We start from the raw sequence: 25,716 nt of genomic DNA, 5'->3' as shown, positions 1-25,716 counted from the left end.
CCGGATGCTGGCGGCTTCGTCGCCGTGCCAGTATCGAAGACATGTACCCGTCTGTTCCCGCGTTCGACACCCGGGGGTTCGACGCTGCCCGTGGGCTGGGGCCCGTGCCCGCGCCGGTCCCCTGGCCGCCGCAGGCGCGGATGGTCCGCCGGTCGGGCGGCCGGGTCGTCGGCGGCGTCGCGGGTGGTCTGGCCGACCATCTCGGCGTCGACGTGTTCAAGGTGCGGATGGCGTTCGTGCTGCTGTCCGCCCTGGCCGGGGCGGGCATCGTCGGGTACGGACTGCTGTGGATCTTCACGCCCGGCGGATCCGATCAGGTGAAACCCTCCGGTGCGGAGCGGCGGCAGGCGATCGGGCTCGCGATGCTCGGGCTGGGGCTCGCGATCGCCGTGTCCTGGGTGTTCAGCGGGACCGCGGCGAAGGTGATCGCGCCGATCATCGTGGTGGCGGTCGGCGCGGCGCTGGTGTGGCGGGAGTACGACGTCGACGGGCCGCGTTCGCTGCTCGGGCTGCCCGCACGGCCTTCGGTGGTCACCTGGTCGCGCATCGTCGCCGGTGCGACGCTGATCGTGGCCGGTCTCGGTGTGGTGGTGCTGGCCAGGATCAATCTGAGCTCGATCGGATCGGCGCTGCTGGCGGTGGCGGTCACGCTGATCGGCGCGGGACTGCTGACGGTCCCGCTGTGGCTGCGCATGATGCGCGCGCTGAACGCCGAGCGCGCCGCCCGCATCCGCAACGAGGAACGCGAGGAGATCGCCTCGCACCTGCACGATTCCGTGCTCCAGACGCTCGCGCTCATCCAACGGCAGGCCGACGACCCGCAGGAGGTGTTGCGGTTGGCCCGCAGCCAGGAGCGGGAGCTGCGGAAATGGCTTTTCGAGGATTCCGGCCCCGCGCAGTCGAGCTTGGCCGCGGCCCTGCGGACCATCGCGGGCGAGGTGGAGGACCAGCACGGCGTGAAGGTGGCGCCGGTGACCGTGGGCGACGTCTCGATGGACGTCGACGGCTCCGGCTCGGGTCTGCCGAAGGAACACTTCACCGCTCTGCTCGGCGCGAGCAGGGAAGCGCTGGTCAACGCCGCCAAGCACGCGGGCGTCCCGGAGATCGACCTGTTCGCCGAGGTCGAACCGCATCAGGTGAGCATCTTCGTCCGTGACCGCGGCTCCGGCTTCGACCTGGCGGCCGTGCCGGAAGACCGTCGCGGCCTGGCGAAGTCCATCCGCGGACGGGTCGAGCGCCGCGGGGGCCAGGTGGACATCCTGTCGACGCCGGGCCGCGGCACCGAGGTCCGAATCATCATGCCCCGGACGGATTCCGGCTGCGCCACCCAGGACGAAGAGCCCGCTCGGGCCGCCCACTAGGCGCGTTCGGCGCCCGCGCGGGACGTGACGGGCGCACGGGGGACGAGTGTGGTACGGGTTGGGGGTCATGGGTCGGTTAGGAGAAGTAGGTGACCGTGCGGGTCTTTCTCGTCGATGATCACGCCGTCTTCCGGTCGGGTGTGCGTGCGGAATTGAGCCGTGAGGCGGACATGGAGGTGGTCGGGGAGGCCGGAGGGGTCGCGGAGGCGGTGGCCGGGATCAACGCCGAGCGACCGGACGTCGTCCTGCTCGACGTGCACATGCCCGACGGCGGGGGAGTGGCGGTGCTGGCGGGCATCGATCCCGGGCCGGTGTGCCTGGCGCTGAGCGTGTCCGACGCGGCCGAGGACGTGATCGCGGTGATCCGGGCCGGGGCCAGAGGGTATGTCACCAAGACGATTTCGGGTGCCGAGCTGGCCGACGGCATCCGCCGGGTGGCGGGCGGCGACGCGGTCTTCAGCCCGCGCCTGGCCGGCTTCGTCCTGGATTCGTTCACCGGGAGGTCCCCGGTGCCCGAGCCGCCCCTCGACCCCGAACTGGACTCCCTGACCCCGCGCGAACTGGAGGTGCTGCGCCTGCTCGCGCGCGGCTACACCTACCGCGAGATCGCCGAATCCCTGTTCATCTCGGTCAAAACCGTGGAGACGCACGCCTCCAATGTGCTGCGCAAGACGCAGCAGTCCAACCGCAACGCCCTGACCCGATGGGCACACCGCCGCCGCATCGACTGACCGTCGTCCGGGACGGCTGGGTCGAGGTCAGAGGACGGCGACGATGATCCCGATGATGATGATCAGGCCGATCAGCAGGCCGACAGCGATGGCCAAGGGCGCGTTGCCGGGCTGGGCGTTCTTGGTGCGCTGCGGGGGCGGGGCCGCAGCCGCACCCGCGAGGTTGCGGTGCGGGCGGGGAAGGGGCGTGGAGTGCGGGCTGCGGATCCCGGACGCCGAGTTGCGTGCGGCCCAGAACGGAATGGTTCCGTCCTCGGTGCGGACGGGCGCGCCGAGAATGTAGGGCCCGGTGCCGGGACCGAAAGCGGCGGTGAGGATCTCGTCGCGCGCCTCGGCCATGGTCGGGCGGCGCTGCGGCGCGGGTTCCATCATGTGCAGCAGCGCCTGGGTGAGCACGCCGCTGCGGGTCGGCGGGATGATCTGCGCCATGGCGGCGCGGTGCACGATGACGTCGCTGTCCTCGTCGAAGCCGTACGGCGGCTGTCCTTCGATCGCGGTGTAGAGCGTGGCGCCAAGGGAGAACACGTCGCTGGCCTTGGTCGGTTGCGCTCCGCGCGCGACCTCGGGGGGCAGGTAGGAGGGGGTGCCGGTGATCACGCCGTCCGGCTCGTCGAGCAGGTCGCCCGCGCCACGGGAGATGCCGAAGTCGCTGAGTTTCGCCATGCCGACGCCGGGGCCACGGTCGGCGACGAGGATGTTGCCGGGCTTGATGTCGCGGTGCACGATGCCGACCGCGTGCGCGGCGGCCAGCGCGTCGGCGACCTGGGCGCCGATCTGCGCGACCTCGATCGGCGGCAGCGTGTCGACCAGCGCCAGCGCCTTCGCCACGCTGCGCGAGGGCAGGTGCTCCATCACCAACCACGGCTCACCGGCCTCGAGCACCACGTCGTACACGGCGATCGCGTGGTCGTGCGAGAGTTTGGCGGCGACCCGGCCCTCGTGCATGATCTGGTTGCGGACCGCGTCGGCTTCGGCCTCGTCGAGCCCGGCCGTGGTGAGCACCTGCTTGATCGCGACGTCCCGGTCCAGCAGTCGGTCGTGCGCCAGCCAGACCGCGCCCATGCCGCCGCCACCCAGCTTCGACTGGAGGCGGTAGCGGCCTGCGACGAGATATTGGGGGCCGACAGTGGGACGAGCGCGTTCGGTCACGGGTGCAGGGTAGCGGAAAATGAGGCTAGCTGGCCTGATTCGTGTTCGCGCATAGGCGGGCAGGAGGCACTGCTATGTGCCACGCACGCTCTCGGTTCGTATGTGTGCCACAAACCATACCGATGAACCGGGTGCCGGGCGTGGTGGCCGGGTCTGCGACACCATACCGAGGAAACGGGTGGTGGCCGGGCGCGCGCGGAACGGGGCAGCCGCGACACGCGCCGCGGGAACCCTTGACGGAAACCTGGGGGTCGGTTTCTACTGTCTCGGTATAGAACGTATATTCGATATCAATCGATAGCTGAATCGGTGCTGGCACTCGAATCGAGGGTCGCTCCGCATGCTTCGCCTCGGGTCCATCGTGGGAAGTAGGTGGTTGGGATGGGTTCGGATGCGATATCGCAGGGAGGGGTGAATTGGGGCGCGCTGCCGCGCGGTGGTGGGCGTGAGGGCGCCCCTTCTCTGGCTGAGCTGCGCAGACGTATGGCCGCAGTGCCGGGCCACGGGGAATCGGCAGCGCAGCGTGTCCCGCTCGGCGCCGAGTCGCGCCGACCGGCATTGCCGGTGCCCGCAGCGCTCGCGCCATTGTTGCCGGAGGGTGGCTTGGTCGCCGGTTCCGTGGTGGCGTACACGGGGGCGAATTCGCTGCTGGCCGGTCTGCTCGCCGCGGTGACCGAAGGTGGCGGGCACGCCGCGGTGGTGGGCATGCCCCGCCTCGGTCTGCTCGCCGCGGTGGAGATGGGGGCACAGCTGCGGCGGCTGGCCGTGATCGCCGATCCCGGCCCCGACCCGGTGGAGGTGGCCGCGGTGCTGCTCGACGGGCTCGATCTGGTCGTGCTCGGCCTCGGCGGCGGGGCCGTCGCGCCCGCGCGCAGCCGGGTGATCGCGGCCCGTGCCCGCAACAAGGGCGCCACCCTGGTGGTCGCCGACGGTCGCTGGCCCGGCGCGTCCCTCCAGCTCGATGCTCGCGTCGCGGGGTACGCCGGTCTCGGCCGCGGGCGCGGACGATTGCGTTCGCTCGGTTTGGCCGTCGAAGTGCGCGGCAAGGCGGGACCGCCGCGGCGCGGGCGGTTGGATCTGTGCCCGAACGCGGGGCGCGTGGAATGGGTGCTGCGCGAAAAGGCGGCTCCGGCGGTCGAAGCCGTCGACACGCAGGAGGCGGTGTCGTGAGTGCGGCGGCCCGCTCCTCGGTTTCCGCGGGTCGTGCGGCGCCGTGATCCGATCGAAGCGGGTGCTGGCCCTGTGGTGCCCGGACTGGCCCGCGGTCGCCGCGGCGGCGGTGGCGGGCCTGCCCGCTACGCGGCCGGTGGCGGTGCTGTTCGCCAACCGGGTGGTGGCCTGTTCGGCGATCGCGCGAGCCGAAGGGGTGCGCCGCGGGCTGAAGCGCAGAGATGCGCAGGCGCGCTGCCCCGAGTTGTTCCTCGGGCAACAGGATCAGGATCGGGACGCGCGGCTGTTCGAACCGCTGGTCGCCGCGGTGGCCGCGACCATGCCCGGCGTGGAGGTCCTGCGCCCCGGGCTGCTCGTGCTCGGTGCGCGCGGTGCGGCGCGGTTCTTCGGCTCCGAGGAGGCGGCGGCCGAACGCCTGGTGGACGCGGTGGCCGCGGCCGGGGCGGAAGCGCAGATCGGGATCGCCGACGAACTGTCGACGGCGGTGATCGCCGCCCGGCGCGCCGCGATCGTGCCTCCGGGGGAGGGCGCGCGGTTTCTGGCACCGCTGCCGGTCGGGGAGCTCGCGGTCGAACCGAGCTTGGCCGCCCCGGAACGCGCCGACCTCGTCGATCTGCTGCACCGTTTGGGTCTGCGCCGGATCGGCGATTTCGCCGCGCTCTCCGCGGCGGAGGTCGCCTCCCGGTTCGGCGTCGACGCCGTGCTCGCGCATCGCTGCGCCAGAGCCGAGCCGGAGCGCCCGCCGTCCGCGCGGCAGCCACCGCCGGATCTGGTGGTGGAGTACCGCTGTGATCCGCCGATTGAGCGGGTCGATGCGGCCGCCTTCGCCGGTCGCATGCTCGCCACCCGGCTGCACGGCGCGCTCGCGGCCGCCGGGCTGGCCTGCACCAGGCTTTCGGTGCGTGCGGAAACCGAGTCGGGGGAGGGGCTTTCGCGGATCTGGCGCTGCGCAGAGCCGCTCACGCCGGAGGGCACGGCGGACCGGGTGCGCTGGCAGTTGGACGGCTGGCTCACCCGGCGCGACGGCGCGCGGCCCACCGCGCCGATCACCGTGCTGCGGCTGGAACCGGTCGAGGTGGTCACGGCGGGCGCGCTGCAACTCGGGTTGTGGGGCGGGGACGGGGCCGAGGACGAGCGGGCCCGCCGCGCGCTCATCCGGGTGCAAGGGCTGCTCGGCGGGGAAGCGGTGCGGGTCGGCGTGCTGAGCGGCGGACGTGGACCCGCCGAACGCATCACCATGGTCGCGCTGGGCGACGAACTCGTCCCAGCGGCCGACCCCGCGCAACCCTGGCCGGGACGGCTGCCCGAGCCCGCCCCGGCCGTGATCCTGCTGAACCGTCCGCTGGTGCGGCTGGAAACCGCCGACGGCGCGCTGGTCAAGGTCACCGACCGCGCCCTCTTCGACGCCGACCCCGCGCTGCTGCGCTGGGGGAGCAAACAGTGGCGGCTCACCGGCTGGGCAGGCCCGTGGCCGGTGGACGAACGCTGGTGGTCAGCCGGCTCGGGCGACGCGGAATGCACCGCCCGCGCGCAGGTCCAACTCGACGACGCCACCGCGGCCAGCCGGGTGCTGCTGCTGCTCTATCGCGACGAAACATGGTGTGCGGAGGGTCTTTACGACTGAGCACTCTCAGTCGGGGCGCGACCACACGGTCGCCAACGTGAACGGATGTCCGCGCAGGGCCGCCCATTTCGGTTTGCGAGCCAGCCACGCGTCGTCGACCAGCGCCTCGGCTACCTCGGTGAGGACCCAGCCTGCGTCCAGTCCGGCCGACAGGTGCTCGCTGATCAAGTGCAGATGGGTGCTGATCGCCACCGGTTCGCCCGATGGGTCGGTGTAGTGCGTCGGCATGCCGGACACCATGATGAATTGCGGGTGGTAGCTGACCAGTACGCAGCGCGCGCCCGGCGCGGCCAGCCGTGACGCCTCCGCGTAGAACGGCGCCAGCTCCGGCAGGTGCTCGTCGATCAGTGAGGCGATCACCAGGTCGTAGGCGCCTTCCGGCAGGCCGGTGGCCCGCACGTCCGCTCGGGTCAGCGTGGTGTGGGCGCCGCGTTCGGCGGCCAACGCCAGCATCCCCTGGCTCACGTCCACGCCGTCGATATGCGGTATTCCCCGCTCGCGCAACCAACTTCCGGTTCGCCCGGTGCCACAGCCGAGGTCGGCCGCGCGCCGCACTCCGCCGAGGTCGAGCCGCAATCGCCCGAGCAGAGCGAGATCCATCTCGTCCAGGACGGTCTGCTCGTAGGTGGGTGCCCATCCGTCGTACCCCGTGGCCACGTCGACGGTGCGGTAGTCGCGGCGGTCGAAGTCGGCGAAGGAGGGCATGCGGCGAGTATTGCTCCGAGTTCGCCCCTGCGCCAGGCATTTATCGCGCTGCTCGAAACACCACCGTGGAGAACGGCCTTCGCGAGGCTCGGATCTCATCCGGTGAGTGCCGCCCGAACTGCGTTTTCGCCGTTGCGTGATCAGCGCTACACCGCGCGGGGGTGAGGCATGACTGCCGGTATCCTTCATTGTCGTGGATCTGACGCTTGGCCAGGTGACATTCGGAGACGTGCGGATCGCCTATCGGGATTCGGGGGTGGGCGCGGTCAGCGACATTCCCGTGCTGCTCGTGCACGGCATGGGCGGCGACGGGCACACGTGGGATCGGTTCGCCCGTGTCCTCGTGCGATCCGGACGCCGCGTGATCATCCCCGACCTCCGTGGACACGGCCGTAGCTCACACACCGATTCCTATCTTTTCGACGAGTTCGGCGACGATCTGCTGCGCCTGTGCGACCACTTGGAACTGCCCGCGGTGGATCTGGTCGGGCACTCGCTCGGCGGTTACGCGGTGTCGCGCGTCGCGCAGGAGCGGCCGGAACTCGCGCGCAGGCTGGTCATCGAGGAGTGCCCGCTCCCGCTGCGGTCCGGCGCCGAGGAATTGCGCCTGACCCGCCGGTTCCCGACCGTGCCCGAACTGTGGCACGCCACCTCCAGCCTGGTCCTGCACCCGCGCGCGGTGCTCGCCTTCGACCGGTCCATGACGAAGACCGCGCTGGAGCAGTTCCGCAAGCCGAACCCCGAGTGGTGGGACCGGCTCTCCGACATCACCGCTCCCACTCTGGTGCTGTGCGGTGGACCGGGCGGCATGGTGGACCCGGAAAAGCTCGCCATCCTGCAAGACAGCATCACCGACTGCACGGTGACCACCTTCACCTGCGGCCACAGCATCCACCGCGACCGCTACCTGGAGTTCGCCGCGGCGGTCCGGCCGTTCCTGGCGGGCTGAACCCCGTTAGGGCGCCGGATTTCACCAATGGGTGCCGGGGACCCAGCGGGCGGCGCGCCGTAAGGCCGTGCCCGTGACGCGGCGCGTGGTGGATCGGGGCCGGGGCTCGGGGAGAGCGGCGACGGGTTCGGCCGGTTCGTGGGATGCCGTCGGCTCGCCTTTGGCCGCGGGGGAGTCGGGCAGGGCGCGGTAGTAGCGGTGCAGGACCCGGTCGCGGATCTTCGGGGTGAGCAGCGCGCCGTATTCGGCGAGGGTGCCCAGCGGCACGTCGATGCGCTTGGGGCGTTCGGTCAGCGCGCGCACGATGGTGGCCGCCGCCCATTCGGGTGACTCGGCGGGGCCTTGGTCGCCGCTCGGGGCGATCATCGGCGTGCGCACCAGCGGCATGTGGATGGTGGTGAATGTGACGCCGTCCGCCATGGTCTCGACGGCCGCCACCTCGGTGAACTTGTCCAGCGCCGCCTTGCTGGCCAGGTACGCCGCGAACCGGGGTGTGGCGACCTGCACGCCGGCGCTGCTGATGTTGACGATGTGCCCGAACTTGCGTTCCCGCATCTGCGGCAGCAGGCCGAGGGTCAGTCGCAACGCGCCGAAGTAGTTCACGGCCATGGTGCGTTCGAAGTCGTGCAGCCGGTCGGTGGAGCGATGGATGGCGCGGCGGATGGAGCGGCCCGCGTTGTTCACCAGCATGTCCACGTGGCCGTGTTCGTTCAGGACGGTCTCGAGGACCTGATCGACGGAGTCGGAATCGGTGACGTCGCAGGAATATCCGTAGGCCGACCCACCCGCGGCTCTGATCTCGTCGACGACGGCGGCGAGTTCCTCACCCCTGCGCGCGAGCAGGAACACGGTGGCGCCCTTGCCCGCGACCGCCAGCGCCGCCGCGCGGCCGATTCCGGAGGACGCCCCGGTGATGAGGACGTGCCGTCCGGTGAGGTCGCGGTTGTGGCGCCGGCGGCGGACGGGCTCAGCGGAGGCGTCGGTCATCGCTGCTGCTCCTTTGCAGGTCGGGTGCCCATGAACTTACTCCGAAGTAAGTTCGCTGCCAAGTGGCCTTCGTCACGTCCCCGTGGGCCGGTTCGGTCGTCGCCGCGGCCTGCCCGTCCGCTCGGGAATCGCACGCGGCCTGCGGATTTGCCAATGCGCGAAACGCTTCGAACAACTCTCGAAACGTTCGAACATATGTGCGATACTTCAGCGCATGTCGGACGATCGGATGGCGGAGGTGTTTGCCGCGGTGCGGCTCGGTGGCGTCGACCCCGCGGCGGGGCGACGGGCGTTGGAAAAGCTCTGGGACGAACTCGGCGAACGCGGCGGAGCGTTGCAGCGCTGCGTGGTCGCACACCATCTCGCCGATCTCCAGGAGGAGCCCGCCGAGGCGCTGCGCTGGGATCAGCGCGCGCTGGCCGCGGTCTTCGGGCCCGGCGTGCCGCTGGACGAAGGACTGCGCGGCTTCTTGCCGTCGCTGTATCTGAACCTGGCCGACAGTCATCGCCGGGTCGGGGAGTTCGAAGTGGCCAGGATGCAGTTGGCCATCGCGCGCGGCCATCTCGACGTCCTCGCCTCCGATGCCTACGGCGCGCTCATCCGAACGCGCCTGCGGGGTGTCGAGGCGGCTCTGGCCGCCGGTTCCGTCGAACGTCTTCGTGCGTCCTGACCTGCCTGTACATCTCCTGTATTCGAATGTATGTTCGAGGCGAGGAGGTGAGTCGTGGGCTGGGGCAACGGACCGCCGAGCTGGGCGGAGATGGAGCGGGTGCTGTCCGGACGGGCGAGCCAGGAGGCGGCGTATCCGGGCGACGGCGGCGACAGTCCGGCATGGTCGCGTAAGCGCGGCGAGTACCGTCCCGAGCCGGTGCGCCGCAACGATGAACCGCGGGTTCCGTACGCGGAGTTGCACGCGCACTCGGCCTACAGCTTCCTGGACGGTGCCAGTCAGCCGGAGGAACTGGTGGAGGAGGCGGTGCGGCTCGGCCTGACCGCGATCGCGCTCACCGACCACGACGGCTTCTACGGCACCGTCCGCTTCGCCGAGGCCGCCAAGGAATGGGGCATGCCCACCGTCTTCGGGGCCGAACTGTCGCTCGGCACGGCACTCGAACCGCAGGTGCCCACGCGTGGGCACGCCGCAGCTCCCGACTCGGCGCCGCGCACCGGCGCGCCGGACCCGGCCGGGCCGCACCTGCTGGTGCTGGCCCGCGGGCAGGAGGGTTACCGCAGGCTCTCCCGCGAGATCGCCGCCGCGCACATGGCCGCGGGCGAGAAAGGCATCCTGCGCTACGACCTGGACACGCTCACCGCGGCGGCCGATGGGCATTGGCACATCCTCACCGGATGCCGGAAGGGTCACCTGCGCCAGGCGCTCGACCTCGACTTGCGCGCGGGCAGCACCCGGCTCGAACGTGCGGAAGCGGCCCTGCGGGAGCTCGCCGACCGCTTCGGCGCCGACCGGGTGAGCGTGGAACTCACCCATCACGGCATCCCCGAGGACGACGAACGCAACGCGCGTCTCATCGCCTTGGCCGATCGCGTCGGCCTGCCCGTGCTCGCCACCACCGGAGCGCACTTCGCCGCACCGCGCCGGCGCCGCAGGGCCATGGCGCTCGCGGCGATCCGGGCCAGGCAGAGCCTGGACGAGATGGCGGGCTGGCTGGCCCCTGCGGGTGGCGCGCACCTGCGGTCGGGGGCGGAGATGGCGCGATTGTTCGCCGACTGCCCGCAGGCGGTGGCGAACGCGGCGGCCCTGGCCCGCGAATGCGCCTTCGACCTGCAGTTGATCGCCCCGAACCTGCCGCCCTTCGACGTGCCCTCCGGACACGACGAGCAGTCCTGGCTGCGCGAACTCGCCATGGCCGGCGCCGCCGCGCGCTACGGGACGCCCGAGCAGAACCCCGAGGCGTACCGGCAGATCGAGCACGAGCTCGCGGTGATCAACGACCTGGAATTCCCCGGATACTTCCTGGTGGTGCACGACATCGTCAGCTTCTGCAAGGCCAACGACATCCTCTGCCAGGGCCGCGGTTCGGCGGCCAACTCCGCGGTCTGCTACGCGATCGGCATCACCAATGTCGATCCGGTGCGCAACCGGTTGCTGTTCGAGCGTTTCCTCTCCCCGGAGCGCGACGGTCCGCCGGACATCGATATCGACATCGAGTCCGACCGCAGGGAAGAGGCGATCCAGCACGTCTACCGCAAGTACGGCCGCGAGTACGCCGCGCAGGTGGCGAATGTGATCACCTATCGCGGCAAGTCCGCGGTGCGCGACGCCGCACGGGCGCTGGGGTTCTCGCCCGGCCAGCAGGACGCGTGGAGCAAGCAGGTGAGCCGCTGGACCGGTGTGGGCGCCGAGACGAACACCGACATCCCCGCCGAGGTGCTGGAACTGGCCGCCGATATCGAGGGTCTGCCGCGGCATCTGGGCATCCACTCCGGCGGCATGGTGATCTGCGACCGGCCGATCGCCGACGTCTGCCCGGTGGAATGGGCGCGCATGCCGGGCCGCAGCGTCCTGCAATGGGACAAGGACGATTGCGCGGCCATCGACCTGGTGAAGTTCGACATGCTCGGCCTCGGCATGCTCTCCGCCCTGCACTACATGATCGACCTGGTGCGCGAGCACAAAGGCGAGACCGTCGAGCTGCACGCGCTCGATCTGGCCGAACCCGAGGTCTACGAGATGCTTTCGCGCGCGGACTCGGTCGGCGTCTTCCAGGTGGAGTCGCGCGCGCAGATGGCCACCCTGCCCCGGCTGCGCCCGCGCAGCTTCTACGACCTGGTGGTCGAGGTGGCGCTGATCCGTCCCGGCCCGATCCAGGGCGGGTCGGTGCACCCCTACATCCGCAGGCGCAACGGAGCCGAGGACGTCGTCTACGACCATCCGGCACTGAAGAATTCGCTGGAACGCACGCTCGGCGTTCCGCTGTTCCAGGAACAACTCATGCAGATGGCCGTCGACGTCGCCGGATTCACCGCCGTCGAGGCCGATCAGCTGCGCCGCGCCATGGGCTCCAAGCGGTCGCCGGAGCGCATGGAGCGCCTCAAGGCGCGGCTCTATCAGGGCATGCGCGAGCGGCACGGCATCACGGGCGAGGTCGCCGACCGCATCTACGAGAAGCTCTACGCTTTCGCGAATTTCGGCTTCCCCGAGAGTCATTCGCAGAGCTTCGCCTCGATCGTGTACTACTCGGCCTGGTTCAAACTGCACCATCCCGCGGCCTTCTGCGCGGGCCTGCTGCGCGCCCAGCCGATGGGCTTCTACTCGCCGCAATCGCTGGTCGCCGACGCGCGCAGGCACGGGGTCGCGGTGCACGGTCCCGATATCAACGCCAGTCGCGCCGAAGCCACCCTCGAGGCGAAGGGCACCGAGGTGCGCCTCGGTCTCGCCGCGATCCGCCAGATCGGCGACGACCTCGCCGAACGCATCGTGGCCGCGCGGGGCGATCGGCCCTACACCTCCTTCCTCGACCTGACCGGCAGAGTGGAACTCACTGTCGCGCAAGCGGAATCGCTCGCCACGGCGGGCGCGCTCGGCAGCCTCGGCAGCACCCGCCGCGCGGCGCTCTGGGCGGCGGGCGCGGCCGCGGGCGAGCGCCCCGACCGGTTGCCCGGCACCGGCGCGGCCACCACCGCGCCCATGCTGCCCGGCATGAGCGATCTGGAGACCGCCGCCGCCGACGTCTGGGCCACTGGCGTCTCGCCGGGCAGCTATCCGACGCAGTTCCTGCGCCCGCACCTGGACGCCCTCGGCGTCATCCCCGCCTCCGGCCTGCTCACCGTGCCCGACGGCTCGCGGGTCCTGGTGGGCGGCGCGGTGACGCACCGGCAGCGTCCCGCGACCGCGGAGGGCGTCACCTTCCTCAATCTGGAAGACGAGACCGGCATGGTGAACATCGTCTGTTCGCTGGGGCTGTGGCGGCGTTACCGGCGCCTCGCCCAAGGCGCCGCCGCCCTGCTCATCCGGGGCCGGGTGCAGAATGCCGAGGGCGTGGTCAGCGTGGTGGCCGAACATCTGCAGCGCATGGATCTGCGGATGGCGTCCAAATCGCGCGACTTCCGTTGAGCCCGTTGCTTTAAGGAAGTGTTAGAAGCGCTCTAGAGAACCGTTATGCGCGGCTTTTCCAGCGGTGTCAACGGCTACTGTGCCAAGCATGAGGAAGCAGCTTGCTGTGCTGTGCGCCGGCGTGCTCGGGTTGATCTTGCTCACCGGCTGCGGTGACGACGACGCGACGCCCGCCCTGGATCGGACATCATCGGTGCTCACCGGGCCGGGGCCCGCCGCCCCCGCACTGGTGCCGCCGGGGCTGCACGAGCAGGCGCCGCCGAAGCGGGACAACGATTCCGGCGCCGAACCGACGTCCACCCGCAAGGAGGTGGTCACCGGCAGCGTCGAGATCACCGCGGACGCGCCGGTCGCCGCGGCGGGCACGATCATCGACCAGGTGCGCGCCGCGGGCGGCCGAGTCGACAGCCGCACCGAGCAGCCCGGCACCGACGACACCGAGCCGAGCGCCACGCTCGTCGTCCGGCTGCCCGCGGACAAGACCGACGCGTTCATCGCGGGCCTCGGCGGAGTCGGACGGATCACCCGGGTCAGCACCAACCGCGACGACGTCACCATGCACTGGGAGGACCTGGACGCGCGGATCAAGGCGCTGCAAGCTTCGGTCGACCGGCTGCGCGGGCTCATCGCGGGCGCCACCACCACCTCCGACCTGATCGCCGCCGAGCAGGCGCTGTCGAGCCGCCAAGGGGAACTGGACAGCCTCACCGCGCAGAAGCGCAGGCTCGACGACCAGGTCGCCCTGTCCACGCTGACCATCGACGTCAGCACCGATCCCAGGAAGTCCGGCGACGATCCCGACAGCTTCTGGGATGGCGTCGTCTCCGGCTGGAACTCCCTGGTGGACTGGTTGCAGGACGCGATCGTGTTCAGCGGCAAGGCGATTCCGTGGCTCGGATTCCTGGCCGGGGCGCTCGCCGTGCTGTGGGGCGTCGTGCGCTTGGTGCGGCGGCGCGGGCCCGCGCCGGGTGGGGGAGAATCGGCACCGGCTCCCACGGAACCGGTGAGCGGCGCCTCCGACGGCGCGGAAACCAGCGCAGGAGGCAAGCGTGCCGACGGTGGTCAGGGCGACGATCAAGCCGAACAGCCGTAAGGGCCCGCTGGTGGAGACCCTCGACGACGGCAGCCTGCAACTGTACGTGCGGGCTCCCGCCGTCGAGGGCAAAGCCAACAAGGCGGCCATCGAGTTGCTGGCCGACCACTACGGCGTCCCCAAGTCCGCCGTCCGGTTGACCGCGGGCGCGACTTCCCGCTTCAAACGATTCGAGATCGAGGAGTCCTGACGCCGATCAAATGCCGCCGGGGAAACCGAGCTGGCGCCATGCTTCGTAGACGGTCACCGCGGCGGCGTTGGAGAGGTTCATGGAGCGGCGGCCGGGCAGCATCGGGATGCGCAGCCGGTCGGTGATGCGTGGGTCGGCCAGCACTTCCGCGGGCAGTCCGGTGGGCTCGGTGCCGAACAGCAGCACGTCGTTCTCCCGGTAGGCCACGTCGGTGAACCGTGTGGTGCCCTGGGTGGTGAACGCGAAAACCCGCTCCGGGCGCAGCGCCTCCCACGCCGCCGCGAGATCCGGATGCACCGTCACCGACGCCAGATCGTGGTAATCCAACCCGGCCCTGCGCAACTTCGGCTCCGACAGATCGAACCCCAACGGCTCGATCAGATGCAGATGACACCCGGTCCCCGCGACCAACCGGATCGCGTTGCCGGTATTCGGCGGAATGCACGGCTCGTGGAACATCAGATGGAACACGGGTGTCAGTCAACCAGGTGATCGAGAGCGACCGCGAACGGTGATCCCCGGCTCGTGGGCCGTCGGAGAACCGGATCCGGACGATCGGGCGTGCGGCCGTCCAGGACTCAGCCGAAGCTGCCCGTACTCGGCTTGCCGATCACGTCGACGGTGACGATCTCGGTCACCGACGTATCGCCCCCACGGGGATCGCCGGTGGGGCGTTCCCAGGCGCATGCGCCACGCACGCGCATCCGCCCTGCGGGCAGGGAACCGTTGCCCAGCGACGTCTGGACCATCTTGCCGTCGGCGATGGCGAACGACGTGGGGTGGTTGCCGCCGAAGATCTCCCCGGTGTCGTCGTTGTACACCCAGCACACACCCTCGGCGTTGCGGTTGTGGAATTTCGCCGACACGGTTCCGGGCACGGAGAAGACCTCCTCGAGCACCGGAGGCGACAGCGGAGGTGTCGCGGCAGCGGTGGCGCCGGAACCGAGCGCCACCGGAATCGCGGCGAGCGCGAGAAGGGGGAGTCGTCGCAGGATCATGCTCGAGATGATGCCAGCTCCCGCACACACCCACGTCCCTCCGTAACCGATAAACCTGAGCTACAACGCTTTTGGAACCGAAGGATCGCCGAAACGAGTGGCACACCGCCGAGGGATCTCTGGCGATTCGCCGCAGCCGTGTGCCACTCGTCACTACTCGACCGGAAAGGAGTTCTTCCCGGCAAGCGTCACCGCAGCGACGCCTTCGTCCCTCCGGAGAACGCAGAGTCGTGGAACTCGATCTGGGCAGGTTCCGCATCCGGTGGTACGTCGAACACCAAGACGACGTTCAATTTGTTGCCGGGATTGATCTCGGCCCCGATGACGCCGCTGTCGTTCACGCTGAGTTCGGCGGTCGTATCGTTCGTGAACTGTCGTCCCTGGACGTCGATCAACTTCTGGTTCTGGCCGAAGTAGGTTTGCGGCTTGTTTCCGGTGTTGGAGACCGTCACGCGAACCAATACGAATTTGCCCTGAGCATCCTTCTTCAGATACGGATTCGTCCCGACCGACGGCAGGCCCGCCTCGACGCCGGTGACGACGAAGCCGAACTTCCCGTCGCGAACTTCCGTACCGAGGGGCGCTGCATCGGAATTCGCCCGACCTGCCGGTCCTCCTGGCGCCGCGGCTTGATTGCCGGTGCTGGACGCAGAATCCTTAGTGTCGTTCCCCGCGATGCTGACGATGCCGAAGCAGCCACCGCACAGCAGGATTAGCGCCCCGATCAGAATCCACGGCCAGACCCGACGTTTCTTCGGCGGTTGGGGTGGGTACGGGTAGGGAGGCGGATTCTGCCCGTACGGCTGAGGCGGCGGCTGTTGGACCATCGTCGACCTTTCATGAGGAGCCGGGAGGCCCCTGCCCTCCCGGACGATTCCCGGGAGTTCTATCAGCCACGGTCCTCGCCGGGATAGGGAACGGCGGACGGTTTTAGCCCCTAACCTGCATGTTGCAGGCACTGCCAGGACCGCTGGGTATGCGGTCGGCCGGGAGGCCTCTGAAGCACCGATCGCTGGGAGTCTGCAAGAATCGGGGGGTGACCGATGCCGACACGCCTATTTCGGAGCACCGGGCGGGGGCCCGCGGTTTGTGGGCGGAGTTCTTGCGCTCCCATCTGCCCATGGTGGTCGTGACGCTGGTCATCGTGGTGGCGGTGGTGTTCGTGGCGTCCGATCGGTGGCGGCGCGGGGCGTTCTTCTTCGGGGGCGCGACGCTGCTGGCGGCGGCGTTCCGGCTGTGCCTGCCGACCGCGCGGGTGGGGCTGCTGGCGGTGCGCGGTAAGCCGTTCGACGTCGGCGCGCTGACGCTGCTCGGCTCGAGCATTCTTTTCCTCGCGGCCACGATCAATACTCTCGGCGTCGGCTGAGGGCCTGCGAGCGGCGCAGACGTGGCGCAACTCGAGACCGGACGGAATTACTTGGCGCTGCGCGGTGAGGTAGCCCGGACAGGGCTTCTCAGCGTCCGGGTCGCATACCGGCGCGGGCCAGTCGCATGGTCTCGGTCAGCAGTTTCGACACCGCCGCGGCCTCGGTGAGGAATCCGTCGTGCCCGTCGCGCGAGTGCACGATCTCCAACCCGTCGCAACCGGGCAGCAGATCGGCGAGTTCCTGCTGGGTCCGCAGCGGATACAGCCGGTCGGAGTCGACGCCGCCGACCACGCAGGGCACCGGCGTCGCCGCGAGCGCCGCCTCGACTCCGCCCCGGCCCCGGCCGACGTCGTGGCGGTTCATCGCCTCGGTCAGCAGGACGTAGGTGGCGGGATCGAAACGCTTGCACAGCTTCTCGGCCTGATGGTCCAGGTAGCTCTGCACCGCGTAGCGGCCGCCGTGCCACGGGTCCTCGCCGTCCTGCGGCTTGTTCTCGAACCTGTGATCCAGCTCGAACTCGGTGCGGTAGGTCAGGTGCGCGATCCGCCGGGCCAGGGCCATTCCCGTCGTCGGAGCGCGTCCGGTGCCGTGATAGTCGCCGCCCTGCCAGTCCGGATCGGCCTTGATCGCCGCGATCTGGGTGGTCTGGGTGCCGATCTGATCGGCGGTGGCGCGCGCCCCGACCGCGAGCACCAGCGCCGCGGCGACCCGCTCCGGTGCGCCGACCATCCACTCCAGCACTCGCATACCGCCCATCGACCCGCCGACCACGGCGGCGAGCCGCTCGACGCCGAGCACGTCCAGCAGCGCGGCCTCCGCGGTCACCTGATCGCGGATCGAGATCTCGGGAAACCGCGAGCCCCATGGCTTTCCGTCCGGAGCGGTACTGGACGGCCCGGTGCTGCCCTTGCAGCCGCCGAGCACGTTCGTCGCGATCACACACCATTCGTCGGTGTCCAGCGGCGCGCCGGGCCCGACCATGCCGTCCCACCATCCCGGCAGCGGGTGCACGTCGTCGGCCTTGCCGACGACGTGCGAGTCGCCGGTGAGCGCGTGTTCGACCAGCACGATGTTGTCCAGTCCGGGGGAGAGTTCACCCCAGCGCTGCACCGCGAGGTGGACGTCCGGGATGACCGCGCCGTTCTCCAGTCGCACGTCCCCGATGGCGATGGTGCCGAGCTGTCCATCCGGGGGCGGCAGGACGACGCCTGCGGTCCGCGAGCTCGATTCGGTGTTCACGGTCATGTCGCCGCCGCGAAACCGGCGGGCAGGTCGGCCGGGTCGTCCTGCGCCGGGAGCGAACGCATCCCGAACTCGGCACCGTGGCTGTGCGGGCCCGACTGCGCCCGGCCTCGCTCGGCCCCGGGCGCGGTGAATTCACTCATGGTTTGCTCCCAAGCAGGTGTTCGCCGGTACAGCAGGGGTTAGCGGTGTGTGGGTGACGAACAACAACACATGCCGGCGACCTCCTGTTACGCGCTTGCTCCCGGCTCTCGGGAGCCAGGTCATCACCCGGAGCACCCCACCGCGGCTGGAGGGTTGCCGACCAGCGAGCCGGGGCTTGGCGCTGGTACTCATGACCTGTCCGGCATCATAACCGGCAGGCGGTCAGCGCCCGAAATCCTCCATCGAACTCACTGGTCGACGGCGCTCGGCGTCCCGCAGCAGGTGCGCACGAACTCGTCGTAGGCCTCGGTGAACGCGGCACGCCCCGCTCTGGCCGCGGTCGCCAGGTCGTCGTCGAGGAACACATCGTCGGAGCACTCCATGCCGACGTGGCCGATCAGTTGCCAGGTGCCGACGATGAGCCGCACGGGCCGCGCGTCGGGTGTGGTGCCGAGGCGCTCGGCGACCACCGCGGCGATCGCGGTGTTCTTGGCGTCGGCGTGTTCCATGTTGCGCGCGGCGACCGATGGGCTGCTGCGCAGGATCCGCTGCATCTTCTGGAACTGCCGGAACGACAGCGGGTCCGCCTCGCCCGCCGCGGCGGCTTCATCGACCACGTGCAGGAAGGCCGCGCGCAGCGCCGCGAGTTCGTTGCCCGTGCGGGGCAGCTCGCGCAGCGTCTCGGCGATGGTGCGACCGAAATCCTGGACCGGGCCGAGGACGATGTCTTCTTTGCTGTCGAAATAGCGGTTGATCGTGCGCGGCGAGACGTCCGCCGCGTTGGCGATCTGCTCGATCGTGGTCGCGTCGAAGCCATGGGTGTCGCACAGGTCGAGGGCCGCGGCGATGATGCGCAGCCTGGTCTGTTCCTTCTTGCGTTCGCGCAGGCCACGGGTCGCCGGGCCGCCGGCGGCGCGGTCGGCCGCTGCGCCCGCGCCCGTCGGCGCCGATGACTCGAGCATGCCCCCATGCTAACGCAACCTGCCGTTTTCCTGTCCTTAACAGTCAAATGTCGTATCACGACATTTTTCGCTTGACGCCAAATGTCGCTCGATGACAGGATGGCTCGAGACATCGAGGGACGAGGAGAAGACCGTGACGGAGACGGCGACAGCGGTGCACGCGCCGCGGAAGGCGAGCGGTTCAGCGCGGTGGCTCGCGCTGGCGGTGATCGCATTGGCCCAGCTCATGGTGGTGCTGGACGCCACCATCGTGACCATCTCGCTGCCGTTCGCGCAGCGTGATCTCGACATCAGCGACGGCAACCGGCAATGGATGCTCACCGCCTACACGCTGATCTTCGGCGGCCTGCTGCTGCTCGGCGGCAGGCTGGCCGACTACCTCGGCCGGCGCCGGATCTTCATCGTCGGCCTGATCGGCTTCGCGAGCGCTTCGGCGCTGGCCGGTCTCGCGCAGACCGGCGCGGAACTGTTCGCCGGACGCGCGCTGCAGGGCGCGTTCGCCGCACTGCTTGCTCCCGCCGCGCTTTCGCTGCTGTCGGTGACGTTCACCGAGCCCGGCGAGCGGGCCACCGCGTTCGGTGTGTTCGCGGGCATCTCCGCGGGCGGCGCGGCCCTGGGCCTGATCGCGGGTGGCGCGCTCACCGAATACGCCTCCTGGCGGTGGTGCCTGCTGGTCAACACGCCGATCGCGCTGATCGCGCTGGTCGGTGCGCTGGCCTGGGTGGCGAAGGACGTGCCTGCGCCGCGCAGCGGGGGATACGACGTGCCCGGTGCCGTCACCGTGACGCTCGGACTGATCGCCATCGTGTACGGCTTCAGCCGCGCCGCTGACGACGGCTGGCTGGCGGGTAGCACTCTCGCGCTGCTGGTCGCCGGGCTGGCGCTGCTCGTCGCCTTCGTCGCGATCGAACGGCGCTCGGCGAACCCGCTGCTGCCGCTGCACATCCCGGGGGAGATCAACCGGGGCGGCGCGTTCCTGGCCGCGCTGCTCATCCCGATCGCGATGTTCGCGATGTTCCTGTTCCTGAGCTTCTACTTCCAGATCACGCTGGGTTACTCCGCGCTGAAGGCGGGCTTCGCGTTCCTGCCCTTCCCCGCGGGCATCGCGATCTCGGCGGGTGTCACCAGCGCCCTGCTGCCGAAACTCGGCCCGCGTCCGCTGATGCTGGCCGGGGCCGTGCTCGGCGTCATCGGCCTGCTGCTGCTGGCGCAGCTGAGCTACGGCGACAGCTTCCTCGCCGGTGTGCTGCCCGCTCAGGTGCTCATCGCGCTCGGCATGGGTCCGCTGTTCGTCGGCATGCAGACGGTAGCGCTGCACCAGGTGGAGGAAGAGGACTCCGGCGTCGCCTCCGCGTTGCTGAACGCGGCGCAGCAGGTGGGCGGCGCGGTCGGGACGGCGCTGTTGACCACCATCTCGGTGCAGGTCGCCAAGACCTTCGCGCACGACAACCCCGGCATCGACAACCTGGCCGCGCGGGCCGCGATCCGCAGCTACGACGTGGCCTTCTACGTCGGCGCCGGGTTCTTCCTCGCGGCCGTCCCGATCATCGCGCTGATGATCCGGGACCGGCCGGAGAACCTGATCGAAGGTTCGGAGGAGGGAACGCGGCTTCCGGTCGCGGTCTGATCCGCTGGAACGAGGCCCGCGCGACGTGACGGCGTCGCGCGGGCCGGTTGTGTGCTGGACGGTTGCCGAGCCGCGACGGAAGGCGGATCATGGCGACGACGGCGGTGGTACGGGTGCCCGCCGAGGCGCTGGAAGGCATTGCCTACCAATCGGTAACAAAGGTGGTCCAGCTCACTCCGGGGGCTGCCCGTGCGGTGAGGACTTCGGCAGCAGTACGCTTGTCTTGTTTGCACCACATGTCCCGCCGACAACGCGGGACATATACGTTGTCTGTTGGAACAGCTGGGGTCCGCTCACAAGCGTGTTCGCCTGGCCGTGCAATGAGGGCACCATCCTAGGAGGACACGAAGATCCATGTCCAAGATCAAGGTTGAAGGCACCGTCGTAGAACTCGACGGCGACGAGATGACCCGGATCATCTGGCAGTTCATCAAGGACAAGCTGATCCACCCCTATCTCGACGTGAACCTCGAGTACTACGACCTCGGCATCGAATACCGCGACAAGACCGACGATCAGGTGACCGTCGACGCCGCCGAAGCCATCAAGAAGCACGGCGTCGGTGTGAAATGCGCCACCATCACCCCGGACGAGGCGCGGGTCAAGGAATTCGGCCTGAAGAAGATGTGGCGCTCGCCCAACGGCACCATCCGCAACATCCTGGGTGGCACCATCTTCCGCGCCCCGATCATCATCTCGAACATTCCGCGCCTGGTGCCTGGCTGGACCAAGCCGATCATCATCGGCCGTCACGCCTTCGGCGACCAGTACCGCGCCACCGACTTCAAGGTGTTCCAGGGCGGCACCGTCACCGTGACCTTCACCCCGGACGACGGCAGCGAGCCGATCGTGCACGAGGTCGTGAAGATGCCGGACGAGGGCGGCGTCGTCATGGGCATGTACAACTTCCGCAAGTCCATCGAGGACTTCGCGCGGGCGTCGTTCAACTACGGCCTGCAGCAGAACTACCCGGTGTACATGTCGACGAAGAACACCATCCTCAAGGCCTACGACGGCATGTTCAAAGACACCTTCCAAGACATCTTCGACGCCGAGTTCAAGAGCCAGTTCGACGCCGCCGGCCTGACCTACGAGCACCGGCTGATCGACGACATGGTCGCCTCATCGATGAAGTGGGAGGGCGGCTACGTCTGGGCGTGCAAGAACTACGACGGCGACGTGCAGTCCGACACGGTGGCGCAGGGCTTCGGCTCGCTGGGCCTGATGACCTCGGTGCTGCTGACCCCGGACGGCCGCACCTGCGAGGCCGAGGCCGCGCACGGCACCGTCACCCGGCACTACCGCCAGCACCAGCAGGGCAAGCCGACCTCGACCAACCCGATCGCGTCCATCTTCGCCTGGACCCGCGGGCTCGAGCACCGCGGCAAGCTGGACAACACCCCCGAGGTGATCGGCTTCGCGCAGACCCTGGAGGACGTCGTCATCAAGACCGTCGAAGGCGGCCAGATGACCAAGGACCTCGCGCTGCTCGTCGGCGGTGACCAGGGCTACCTGAGCACCGAGGAGTTCCTCGGCGCGCTGGACGCCAACCTGGCTCGCGCGCTGCGCTGAGCTCACGCGGGCCGAGCCACGGCGCTCGGCCGACGCCGGCGCTGGGTGCTCACCCAGCGCCGGGCTGAACATCGGGCACCCGCCCCGCCATCGGTGGAACGGGTGCCCGGATTGTTTTCGCGGCCGATTCGCCGAGTCGTGGGCGCAGGTCAGCTGGGTCGGCTCACTCCGACTCCGGCAGGACCGAGCGGCACGGTGGTCGGGCTGACCTGCGTCGTTCATGCTCCCGGTGGGCGAACTCACGTTCGCCGGGGAAGCGAATGCGGGCCGGGGCCGGTTACATGAACACGTGACCACCCCCGTGATCGCCAGCACCTCCGCTCCGCCCGGACGCACCGATTGGCACGTGCCCGCCATGCTCGCGCTGGCCCTCGGCGGATTCGGGATCGGCACGACCGAATTCGTCACCATGGGTTTGCTGCCGGACATCGCTTCGGCCATGCGCGTCTCCGAGCCGACCGCGGGGCATGCGGTGTCGGCCTACGCGCTCGGTGTGGTGATCGGCGCGCCCCTGATCGCGGCGCTGTGTGCCCGGATGCCGCGCAGGCGCCTGCTCGTCGCGCTCATGGTCGCGTTCACCGTGGGAAATGCGGCGACCGTTCTGGCGCCCTCGTTCGAGACGCTGGTCTTGGCGCGATTCGTCTCCGGTCTGCCGCACGGCGCTTACTTCGGCGTCGCCTCGCTGGCCGCCGCCACTCTCGCCCCGGCAGGGCAGCGGGCCAAGGCGGTTGCCGCGGTTATGCTGGGGTTGAGCGCCGCCAATGTTGTCGGCGTTCCCGCAGCTACCTGGCTCGGCCAGCATCTCGGCTGGCGCGACGCGTTCGTGGTCGTCGCGCTGATCGGTGTCACCACGGTGGCGGCGCTGCTGTGCTTCGTTCCCGAACTCACCGGCATCACGGTGACCGATCCGCGGACCGAACTCGGTGCGCTGCGCCGTCCGCAAGTGCTGTTGACGTTGCTGGTCGGCGCCGTCGGATTCGGCGGCATGTTCGCCGTCTACACCTACATCGCGACCACGCTCACCGACGTCGCCGGTCTGCGGACCGGGGCGGTTCCGTTGGTCTTGATGCTGTTCGGCGTCGGCATGGTGATCGGGAACATCGTCGGCGGCGCGCTGGCCGACCGTGGCGTGGACCGTGCCGTCGGCATGTCCCTGCTCGCGATGACGGTGATTCTCGGCGGGTTCGTCGCCGCCGCGCACAACCCGTACACCGCGGCCTTCGGCGCGCTGCTGGTCGGCGCTTCCGGAGCCGCGCTGGCGCCCGGTCTGCAAACCCGTCTGATGGACGTCGCGGCCGACGCCCAGACCCTCGCCGCCGCCCTCAACCACGCCGCCCTGAACATCGCCAACGCGGCGGGCGCCTGGCTCGGCGGTCTGGTCATCGCCGCGGGTCTCGGTTACACGGCCCCGGCGGTGGTCGGCACGGCCTTGGCGGCGACCGGCGTCGTGTTGTTCGCGCTGACGGTCTGGACGGCGCGCCGATCACGCGGGTAGCCGGGGTGGCGGCCGACGCGGGCATCGTGACGGATCGGAATCGTTTCCGCGGGACTGCTCCATCGGTGGGGTGATCGCGCGGCGTGACAACCTCGTGGCCGGTGCGCGCCGGACTATTCGGTGGGTCGGCTGCTCAGGGCCCGCCCCGCGATCTCGTGCAGATGCGCCGAGGCCCGCCGCCACCGCCGCCGGGCGCGTTCGTCGTCCGGATCGATGAAGTTCGAAATCAAGATGCCGCGCAGCGCGTCCATCGCCGTGTAGATGAAGTCGCGCGCTTCCTTGCGCCGCACGTCGTCCGGCACGAAACGGGCCACCGACAGCAAGACGGCGTTGTTGACGAACGGCTCGACCTTCTCCATCGCCGCCGCCAGCACCGGGTCGGTCCGCCCGGCCACCCACAGTTCGACCGTCGCGATGAACAGTGGACCCTGGTGCAGGTCCCACAGGAAATCCAGCGCCGCCGCCACCGGATCGTCGCCCGCTTCGACCCGCGACATCTCCCGCATGGCGGTCTCGGCGCGCAGCTGCGCCAGATGGCTGATCGCGGCCACGACCAGATCGGTTTTCGAGCCGAAGTGATGGACCTGGGCCCCGCGGGTCACCCCGGCGCGTTCGGCCACCCGCGGCGTGGTGGTGCCCGAATATCCGTACTCGACCAGACAGTCCACCGTCGCGTCCAGCAACCGGGTGCGCATCTCGGTGCTGCGCTGCTCCTGCGTCCGGCGCTGCTGCTTCACGACTACGCTCCTGGCCACCGCACGATCTTACACTTACATACAGTGCTGTATGTTCCGCCATTCCGAGTGGGTGGCCGGCCCCCTGAGGCGGGGACCTCTGCTGCGGGTCAGTAATCCGCCATGTAGCCGGTAGCGAGGAAACAAGCATGTCTCACTGTATGTAGCAGATGCGACGCAATCGGCTGGTTATTCGCCTTGTCTCGGCGCTATCCGGCATCACCCTTGTTCACTTACATACAACCTTGTATGTTTGTTTCCACTCGTTCCGTCGCTCGCGACGTACGCACAATCTGAGGAGTTCGATGGCGAACAAGGTCTACGTCGTCGGTGTCGGCATGACGAAGTTCGAGAAGCCGGGCCGCCGCACGGTCGAGGAAGCCGACGGCACCACCCGCGCCTGGGACTACCCCGACATGGCCAGGGAATCGGGCACCAAGGCGCTCGCGGACGCGGGAATCGCCTACGACCGGGTGGAACAGGCTTACGTCGGCTATGTGTACGGCGAATCCACTTCGGGGCAACGCGCCGTCTACGAGCTCGGCATGACCGGAATCCCGGTGGTCAACGTGAACAACAATTGCTCCACCGGTTCCACGGCGCTGTATCTGGCGGCGCAGGCGATCCGGGGCGGGCTGGCCGAATGCACGCTGGCGCTGGGCTTCGAGAAGATGCAGCCGGGCTCGCTCGGGTCCACCTGGGACGACCGCGAGCAGCCGATGGCCAAGCACGTCATGGCGCTGGCCGAGATCTCCGAGGTGCTGTTCCCGGTGGCCCCGTGGATGTTCGGCGCGGCCGGGCGCGAGCACATGAAGCAGTACGGCACCACCGCCGAGCACTTCGCCAAGATCGGCCACAAGAACCACAAGCACTCGGTGAACAACCCGTATTCGCAGTTCCAGGACGAATACACCCTCGAAGACATTCTCGCCTCGCGCATGATCTACGACCCGCTGACCAAATTGCAGTGCTCGCCGACCTCCGACGGGTCCGGCGCGGTCGTCCTCGCCAGCGAGAAGTTCGTCGACGCCAACGATCTCGCCGGGCAGGCGGTGGAGATCGTCGGCCAGGCGATGACCACCGACTTCGCCTCGACCTTCGACAACACCGCCAAGAACCTGATCGGCTACGACATGAACGTCCAGGCCGCGCGGAAGGTCTACCAGCAGTCCGGACTGGGCCCGGAGGACTTCCAGGTCATCGAACTGCACGACTGCTTCTCGGCCAACGAACTGTTGCTGTACGAAGCGCTCGGTCTGTGCGGCGAGGGCGAAGCGGGCCGGCTGATCGACGACGGCCGGACCACCTACGGGGGCAAATGGGTGGTCAACCCCTCCGGCGGCTTGATCTCCAAAGGACACCCGCTCGGCGCGACCGGTCTCGCGCAGTGCTCCGAGCTGACCTGGCAGCTGCGCGGAGCGGCGGACAAGCGGCAGGTGGACGGCGTCACCGCCGCCCTGCAACACAACATCGGACTCGGCGGCGCGGCCGTCGTCACCGCCTACCAGCGCGCCGACCGCTGACCGGCCCGCCGAACTCGACGA

The 25,716-nt window shown here is 69.5% G+C and carries 24 protein-coding genes and 1 riboswitch; of the genes, 14 read left to right on the top strand and 10 right to left on the bottom strand.

From position 1 onward, the window contains the following. Positions 1 to 41: 41 nt before the first annotated feature. Positions 42 to 1,361 (top strand): ATP-binding protein, encoded by a 1,320-nt coding sequence (locus ACH49X_RS23085; protein ID WP_195080466.1) that lies wholly within the window; start codon positions 42 to 44, stop codon positions 1,359 to 1,361. Between the two features lie 95 nt (positions 1,362 to 1,456). Next, complete coding sequence (locus tag ACH49X_RS23080; RefSeq protein ID WP_195080629.1) at positions 1,457 to 2,092, top strand: response regulator; 636 nt, start codon at positions 1,457 to 1,459, stop codon at positions 2,090 to 2,092. A gap of 27 nt (positions 2,093 to 2,119) precedes the next feature. On the opposite strand, the gene ACH49X_RS23075 is transcribed toward ACH49X_RS23080, so the two are convergent. Next, entirely contained in the window at positions 2,120 to 3,241 is a 1,122-nt protein-coding gene (locus ACH49X_RS23075) for a serine/threonine-protein kinase (protein WP_195080467.1), read from the bottom strand. 381 nt (positions 3,242 to 3,622) lie between these two features. On the opposite strand from ACH49X_RS23075, the gene ACH49X_RS23070 reads away from it, so the two are divergent. Together ACH49X_RS23070 and ACH49X_RS23065 are read left to right on the top strand one after the other, a co-directional pair. Then, positions 3,623 to 4,411 carry a hypothetical protein gene (locus ACH49X_RS23070; RefSeq protein ID WP_397070791.1) on the top strand — a complete coding sequence of 263 codons (789 nt, stop codon included), beginning with the start codon at positions 3,623 to 3,625 and terminating at the stop codon, positions 4,409 to 4,411. Positions 4,412 to 4,454: 43 nt separating this feature from the next. After that, positions 4,455 to 6,035, top strand: coding sequence for a DNA polymerase Y family protein (locus ACH49X_RS23065; protein ID WP_357208736.1), 1,581 nt, complete (start codon positions 4,455 to 4,457; stop codon positions 6,033 to 6,035). 6 nt (positions 6,036 to 6,041) lie between these two features. On the opposite strand, the gene ACH49X_RS23060 is transcribed toward ACH49X_RS23065, so the two are convergent. Next, positions 6,042 to 6,740: a class I SAM-dependent methyltransferase gene (locus ACH49X_RS23060; protein WP_195080470.1), complete on the bottom strand. Its 699-nt coding sequence runs from the start codon at positions 6,738 to 6,740 to the stop codon at positions 6,042 to 6,044. 193 nt (positions 6,741 to 6,933) lie between these two features. Here ACH49X_RS23060 and ACH49X_RS23055 point away from each other — a divergent pair, with 193 nt between their 5' ends. Further along, positions 6,934 to 7,689: an alpha/beta fold hydrolase gene (locus ACH49X_RS23055; protein ID WP_195080471.1), complete on the top strand. Its 756-nt coding sequence runs from the start codon at positions 6,934 to 6,936 to the stop codon at positions 7,687 to 7,689. Between the two features lie 21 nt (positions 7,690 to 7,710). Here the strand turns inward: ACH49X_RS23055 and ACH49X_RS23050 are convergent, their stop codons facing one another. Continuing rightward, the gene (locus ACH49X_RS23050) at positions 7,711 to 8,676 is read right to left on the bottom strand and encodes an SDR family NAD(P)-dependent oxidoreductase (protein ID WP_357208738.1); all 966 of its coding nucleotides are present in this window, start codon (positions 8,674 to 8,676) and stop codon (positions 7,711 to 7,713) included. A 214-nt stretch (positions 8,677 to 8,890) separates the two neighbouring features. On the opposite strand from ACH49X_RS23050, the gene ACH49X_RS23045 reads away from it, so the two are divergent. From ACH49X_RS23045 to ACH49X_RS23030, 4 genes are all read left to right on the top strand, one after another. After that, complete coding sequence (locus tag ACH49X_RS23045; protein ID WP_357106489.1) at positions 8,891 to 9,346, top strand: hypothetical protein; 456 nt, start codon at positions 8,891 to 8,893, stop codon at positions 9,344 to 9,346. A gap of 54 nt (positions 9,347 to 9,400) precedes the next feature. Further along, entirely contained in the window at positions 9,401 to 12,748 is a 3,348-nt protein-coding gene (locus tag ACH49X_RS23040; protein ID WP_357208739.1) for an error-prone DNA polymerase, read from the top strand. Positions 12,749 to 12,836: 88 nt separating this feature from the next. After that, positions 12,837 to 13,841, top strand: coding sequence for a DUF4349 domain-containing protein (locus ACH49X_RS23035; RefSeq protein WP_357106483.1), 1,005 nt, complete (start codon positions 12,837 to 12,839; stop codon positions 13,839 to 13,841). Next, complete coding sequence (locus ACH49X_RS23030; protein ID WP_357208740.1) at positions 13,798 to 14,031, top strand: DUF167 domain-containing protein; 234 nt, start codon at positions 13,798 to 13,800, stop codon at positions 14,029 to 14,031. Before ACH49X_RS23035 ends, ACH49X_RS23030 begins: the two co-directional genes overlap by 44 nt. Before the next feature lie 6 nt (positions 14,032 to 14,037). Here the strand turns inward: ACH49X_RS23030 and ACH49X_RS23025 are convergent, their stop codons facing one another. The 3 genes from ACH49X_RS23025 to ACH49X_RS23015 all read right to left on the bottom strand — a co-directional run bounded on the left by ACH49X_RS23025 (position 14,038) and on the right by ACH49X_RS23015 (position 15,856). After that, the gene (locus tag ACH49X_RS23025) at positions 14,038 to 14,502 is read right to left on the bottom strand and encodes a tRNA (cytidine(34)-2'-O)-methyltransferase (protein ID WP_195080476.1); all 465 of its coding nucleotides are present in this window, start codon (positions 14,500 to 14,502) and stop codon (positions 14,038 to 14,040) included. 107 nt (positions 14,503 to 14,609) lie between these two features. Beyond that, a complete protein-coding gene (locus ACH49X_RS23020; RefSeq protein WP_357208742.1) occupies positions 14,610 to 15,029 on the bottom strand; it encodes a hypothetical protein in 420 nt (139 codons plus the stop codon). A gap of 188 nt (positions 15,030 to 15,217) precedes the next feature. Beyond that, the gene (locus ACH49X_RS23015; protein ID WP_195080478.1) at positions 15,218 to 15,856 is read right to left on the bottom strand and encodes a DUF4352 domain-containing protein; all 639 of its coding nucleotides are present in this window, start codon (positions 15,854 to 15,856) and stop codon (positions 15,218 to 15,220) included. 293 nt (positions 15,857 to 16,149) lie between these two features. Between ACH49X_RS23015 and ACH49X_RS23010 the strand changes: the two genes are divergently transcribed. Further along, complete coding sequence (locus ACH49X_RS23010; RefSeq protein ID WP_195045274.1) at positions 16,150 to 16,395, top strand: DUF3017 domain-containing protein; 246 nt, start codon at positions 16,150 to 16,152, stop codon at positions 16,393 to 16,395. 88 nt (positions 16,396 to 16,483) lie between these two features. On the opposite strand, the gene ACH49X_RS23005 is transcribed toward ACH49X_RS23010, so the two are convergent. The 3 genes from ACH49X_RS23005 to ACH49X_RS22995 all read right to left on the bottom strand — a co-directional run bounded on the left by ACH49X_RS23005 (position 16,484) and on the right by ACH49X_RS22995 (position 18,744). Beyond that, positions 16,484 to 17,641, bottom strand: coding sequence for a homoserine O-acetyltransferase (locus ACH49X_RS23005; RefSeq protein WP_195080480.1), 1,158 nt, complete (start codon positions 17,639 to 17,641; stop codon positions 16,484 to 16,486). Then, entirely contained in the window at positions 17,638 to 17,781 is a 144-nt protein-coding gene (locus ACH49X_RS23000; protein ID WP_195080481.1) for a hypothetical protein, read from the bottom strand. The genes ACH49X_RS23005 and ACH49X_RS23000 overlap by 4 nt, the downstream gene beginning before the upstream one ends. Before the next feature lie 86 nt (positions 17,782 to 17,867). Continuing rightward, positions 17,868 to 17,978, bottom strand: a riboswitch (SAM riboswitch). Between the two features lie 52 nt (positions 17,979 to 18,030). Next, positions 18,031 to 18,744 carry a TetR family transcriptional regulator gene (locus ACH49X_RS22995; RefSeq protein WP_357208743.1) on the bottom strand — a complete coding sequence of 238 codons (714 nt, stop codon included), beginning with the start codon at positions 18,742 to 18,744 and terminating at the stop codon, positions 18,031 to 18,033. A 91-nt stretch (positions 18,745 to 18,835) separates the two neighbouring features. Between ACH49X_RS22995 and ACH49X_RS22990 the strand changes: the two genes are divergently transcribed. The 3 genes from ACH49X_RS22990 to ACH49X_RS22980 all read left to right on the top strand — a co-directional run bounded on the left by ACH49X_RS22990 (position 18,836) and on the right by ACH49X_RS22980 (position 23,438). Continuing rightward, positions 18,836 to 20,371: an MFS transporter gene (locus ACH49X_RS22990; protein WP_357208744.1), complete on the top strand. Its 1,536-nt coding sequence runs from the start codon at positions 18,836 to 18,838 to the stop codon at positions 20,369 to 20,371. 354 nt (positions 20,372 to 20,725) lie between these two features. Then, on the top strand, positions 20,726 to 21,943 hold the full coding sequence (locus ACH49X_RS22985) for an NADP-dependent isocitrate dehydrogenase (protein WP_039795772.1): 1,218 nt from the start codon (positions 20,726 to 20,728) through the stop codon (positions 21,941 to 21,943). A gap of 355 nt (positions 21,944 to 22,298) precedes the next feature. After that, positions 22,299 to 23,438: an MFS transporter gene (locus ACH49X_RS22980; RefSeq protein WP_357106762.1), complete on the top strand. Its 1,140-nt coding sequence runs from the start codon at positions 22,299 to 22,301 to the stop codon at positions 23,436 to 23,438. Positions 23,439 to 23,551: 113 nt separating this feature from the next. On the opposite strand, the gene ACH49X_RS22975 is transcribed toward ACH49X_RS22980, so the two are convergent. Further along, entirely contained in the window at positions 23,552 to 24,133 is a 582-nt protein-coding gene (locus ACH49X_RS22975) for a TetR/AcrR family transcriptional regulator (protein ID WP_195080632.1), read from the bottom strand. A 344-nt stretch (positions 24,134 to 24,477) separates the two neighbouring features. Between ACH49X_RS22975 and ACH49X_RS22970 the strand changes: the two genes are divergently transcribed. Continuing rightward, the gene (locus ACH49X_RS22970) at positions 24,478 to 25,695 is read left to right on the top strand and encodes a lipid-transfer protein (RefSeq protein ID WP_195080484.1); all 1,218 of its coding nucleotides are present in this window, start codon (positions 24,478 to 24,480) and stop codon (positions 25,693 to 25,695) included. Positions 25,696 to 25,716: the final 21 nt, after the last annotated feature.

The organism is Nocardia sp. NPDC019323 (assembly GCF_044389845.1).
Taxonomy (GTDB): Bacteria; Actinomycetota; Actinomycetes; order Mycobacteriales; family Mycobacteriaceae; genus Nocardia; species Nocardia implantans.
Note: the sequence above shows the minus strand (reverse complement) of the source record. Positions and strands in the feature narration are given on the sequence as shown.

Bases quoted from the DNA above. Each gene is read 5' to 3' on its own strand.
- ACH49X_RS23060 (WP_195080470.1), bottom strand. From the start codon at position 6,740: ATGCCCTCCTTCGCCGACTTCGACCGCCGCGACTACCGCACCGTCGAC.
- ACH49X_RS23015 (WP_195080478.1), bottom strand. From the start codon at position 15,856: ATGGTCCAACAGCCGCCGCCTCAGCCGTACGGGCAGAATCCGCCTCCC.
- ACH49X_RS23045 (WP_357106489.1), top strand. From the start codon at position 8,891: ATGTCGGACGATCGGATGGCGGAGGTGTTTGCCGCGGTGCGGCTCGGT.
- ACH49X_RS23085 (WP_195080466.1), top strand. From the start codon at position 42: ATGTACCCGTCTGTTCCCGCGTTCGACACCCGGGGGTTCGACGCTGCC.
- ACH49X_RS22985 (WP_039795772.1), top strand. From the start codon at position 20,726: ATGTCCAAGATCAAGGTTGAAGGCACCGTCGTAGAACTCGACGGCGAC.
- ACH49X_RS23020 (WP_357208742.1), bottom strand. From the start codon at position 15,029: ATGATCCTGCGACGACTCCCCCTTCTCGCGCTCGCCGCGATTCCGGTG.
- ACH49X_RS23070 (WP_397070791.1), top strand. From the start codon at position 3,623: ATGGGTTCGGATGCGATATCGCAGGGAGGGGTGAATTGGGGCGCGCTG.
- ACH49X_RS23010 (WP_195045274.1), top strand. From the start codon at position 16,150: ATGGTGGTCGTGACGCTGGTCATCGTGGTGGCGGTGGTGTTCGTGGCG.
- ACH49X_RS22980 (WP_357106762.1), top strand. From the start codon at position 22,299: ATGCTCGCGCTGGCCCTCGGCGGATTCGGGATCGGCACGACCGAATTC.
- ACH49X_RS23050 (WP_357208738.1), bottom strand. From the start codon at position 8,676: ATGACCGACGCCTCCGCTGAGCCCGTCCGCCGCCGGCGCCACAACCGC.
- ACH49X_RS22990 (WP_357208744.1), top strand. From the start codon at position 18,836: ATGACAGGATGGCTCGAGACATCGAGGGACGAGGAGAAGACCGTGACG.
- ACH49X_RS22970 (WP_195080484.1), top strand. From the start codon at position 24,478: ATGGCGAACAAGGTCTACGTCGTCGGTGTCGGCATGACGAAGTTCGAG.
- ACH49X_RS23005 (WP_195080480.1), bottom strand. From the start codon at position 17,641: ATGACCGTGAACACCGAATCGAGCTCGCGGACCGCAGGCGTCGTCCTG.
- ACH49X_RS23035 (WP_357106483.1), top strand. From the start codon at position 12,837: ATGAGGAAGCAGCTTGCTGTGCTGTGCGCCGGCGTGCTCGGGTTGATC.
- ACH49X_RS22995 (WP_357208743.1), bottom strand. From the start codon at position 18,744: ATGCTCGAGTCATCGGCGCCGACGGGCGCGGGCGCAGCGGCCGACCGC.
- ACH49X_RS22975 (WP_195080632.1), bottom strand. From the start codon at position 24,133: ATGCGCACCCGGTTGCTGGACGCGACGGTGGACTGTCTGGTCGAGTAC.
- ACH49X_RS23000 (WP_195080481.1), bottom strand. From the start codon at position 17,781: ATGAGTGAATTCACCGCGCCCGGGGCCGAGCGAGGCCGGGCGCAGTCG.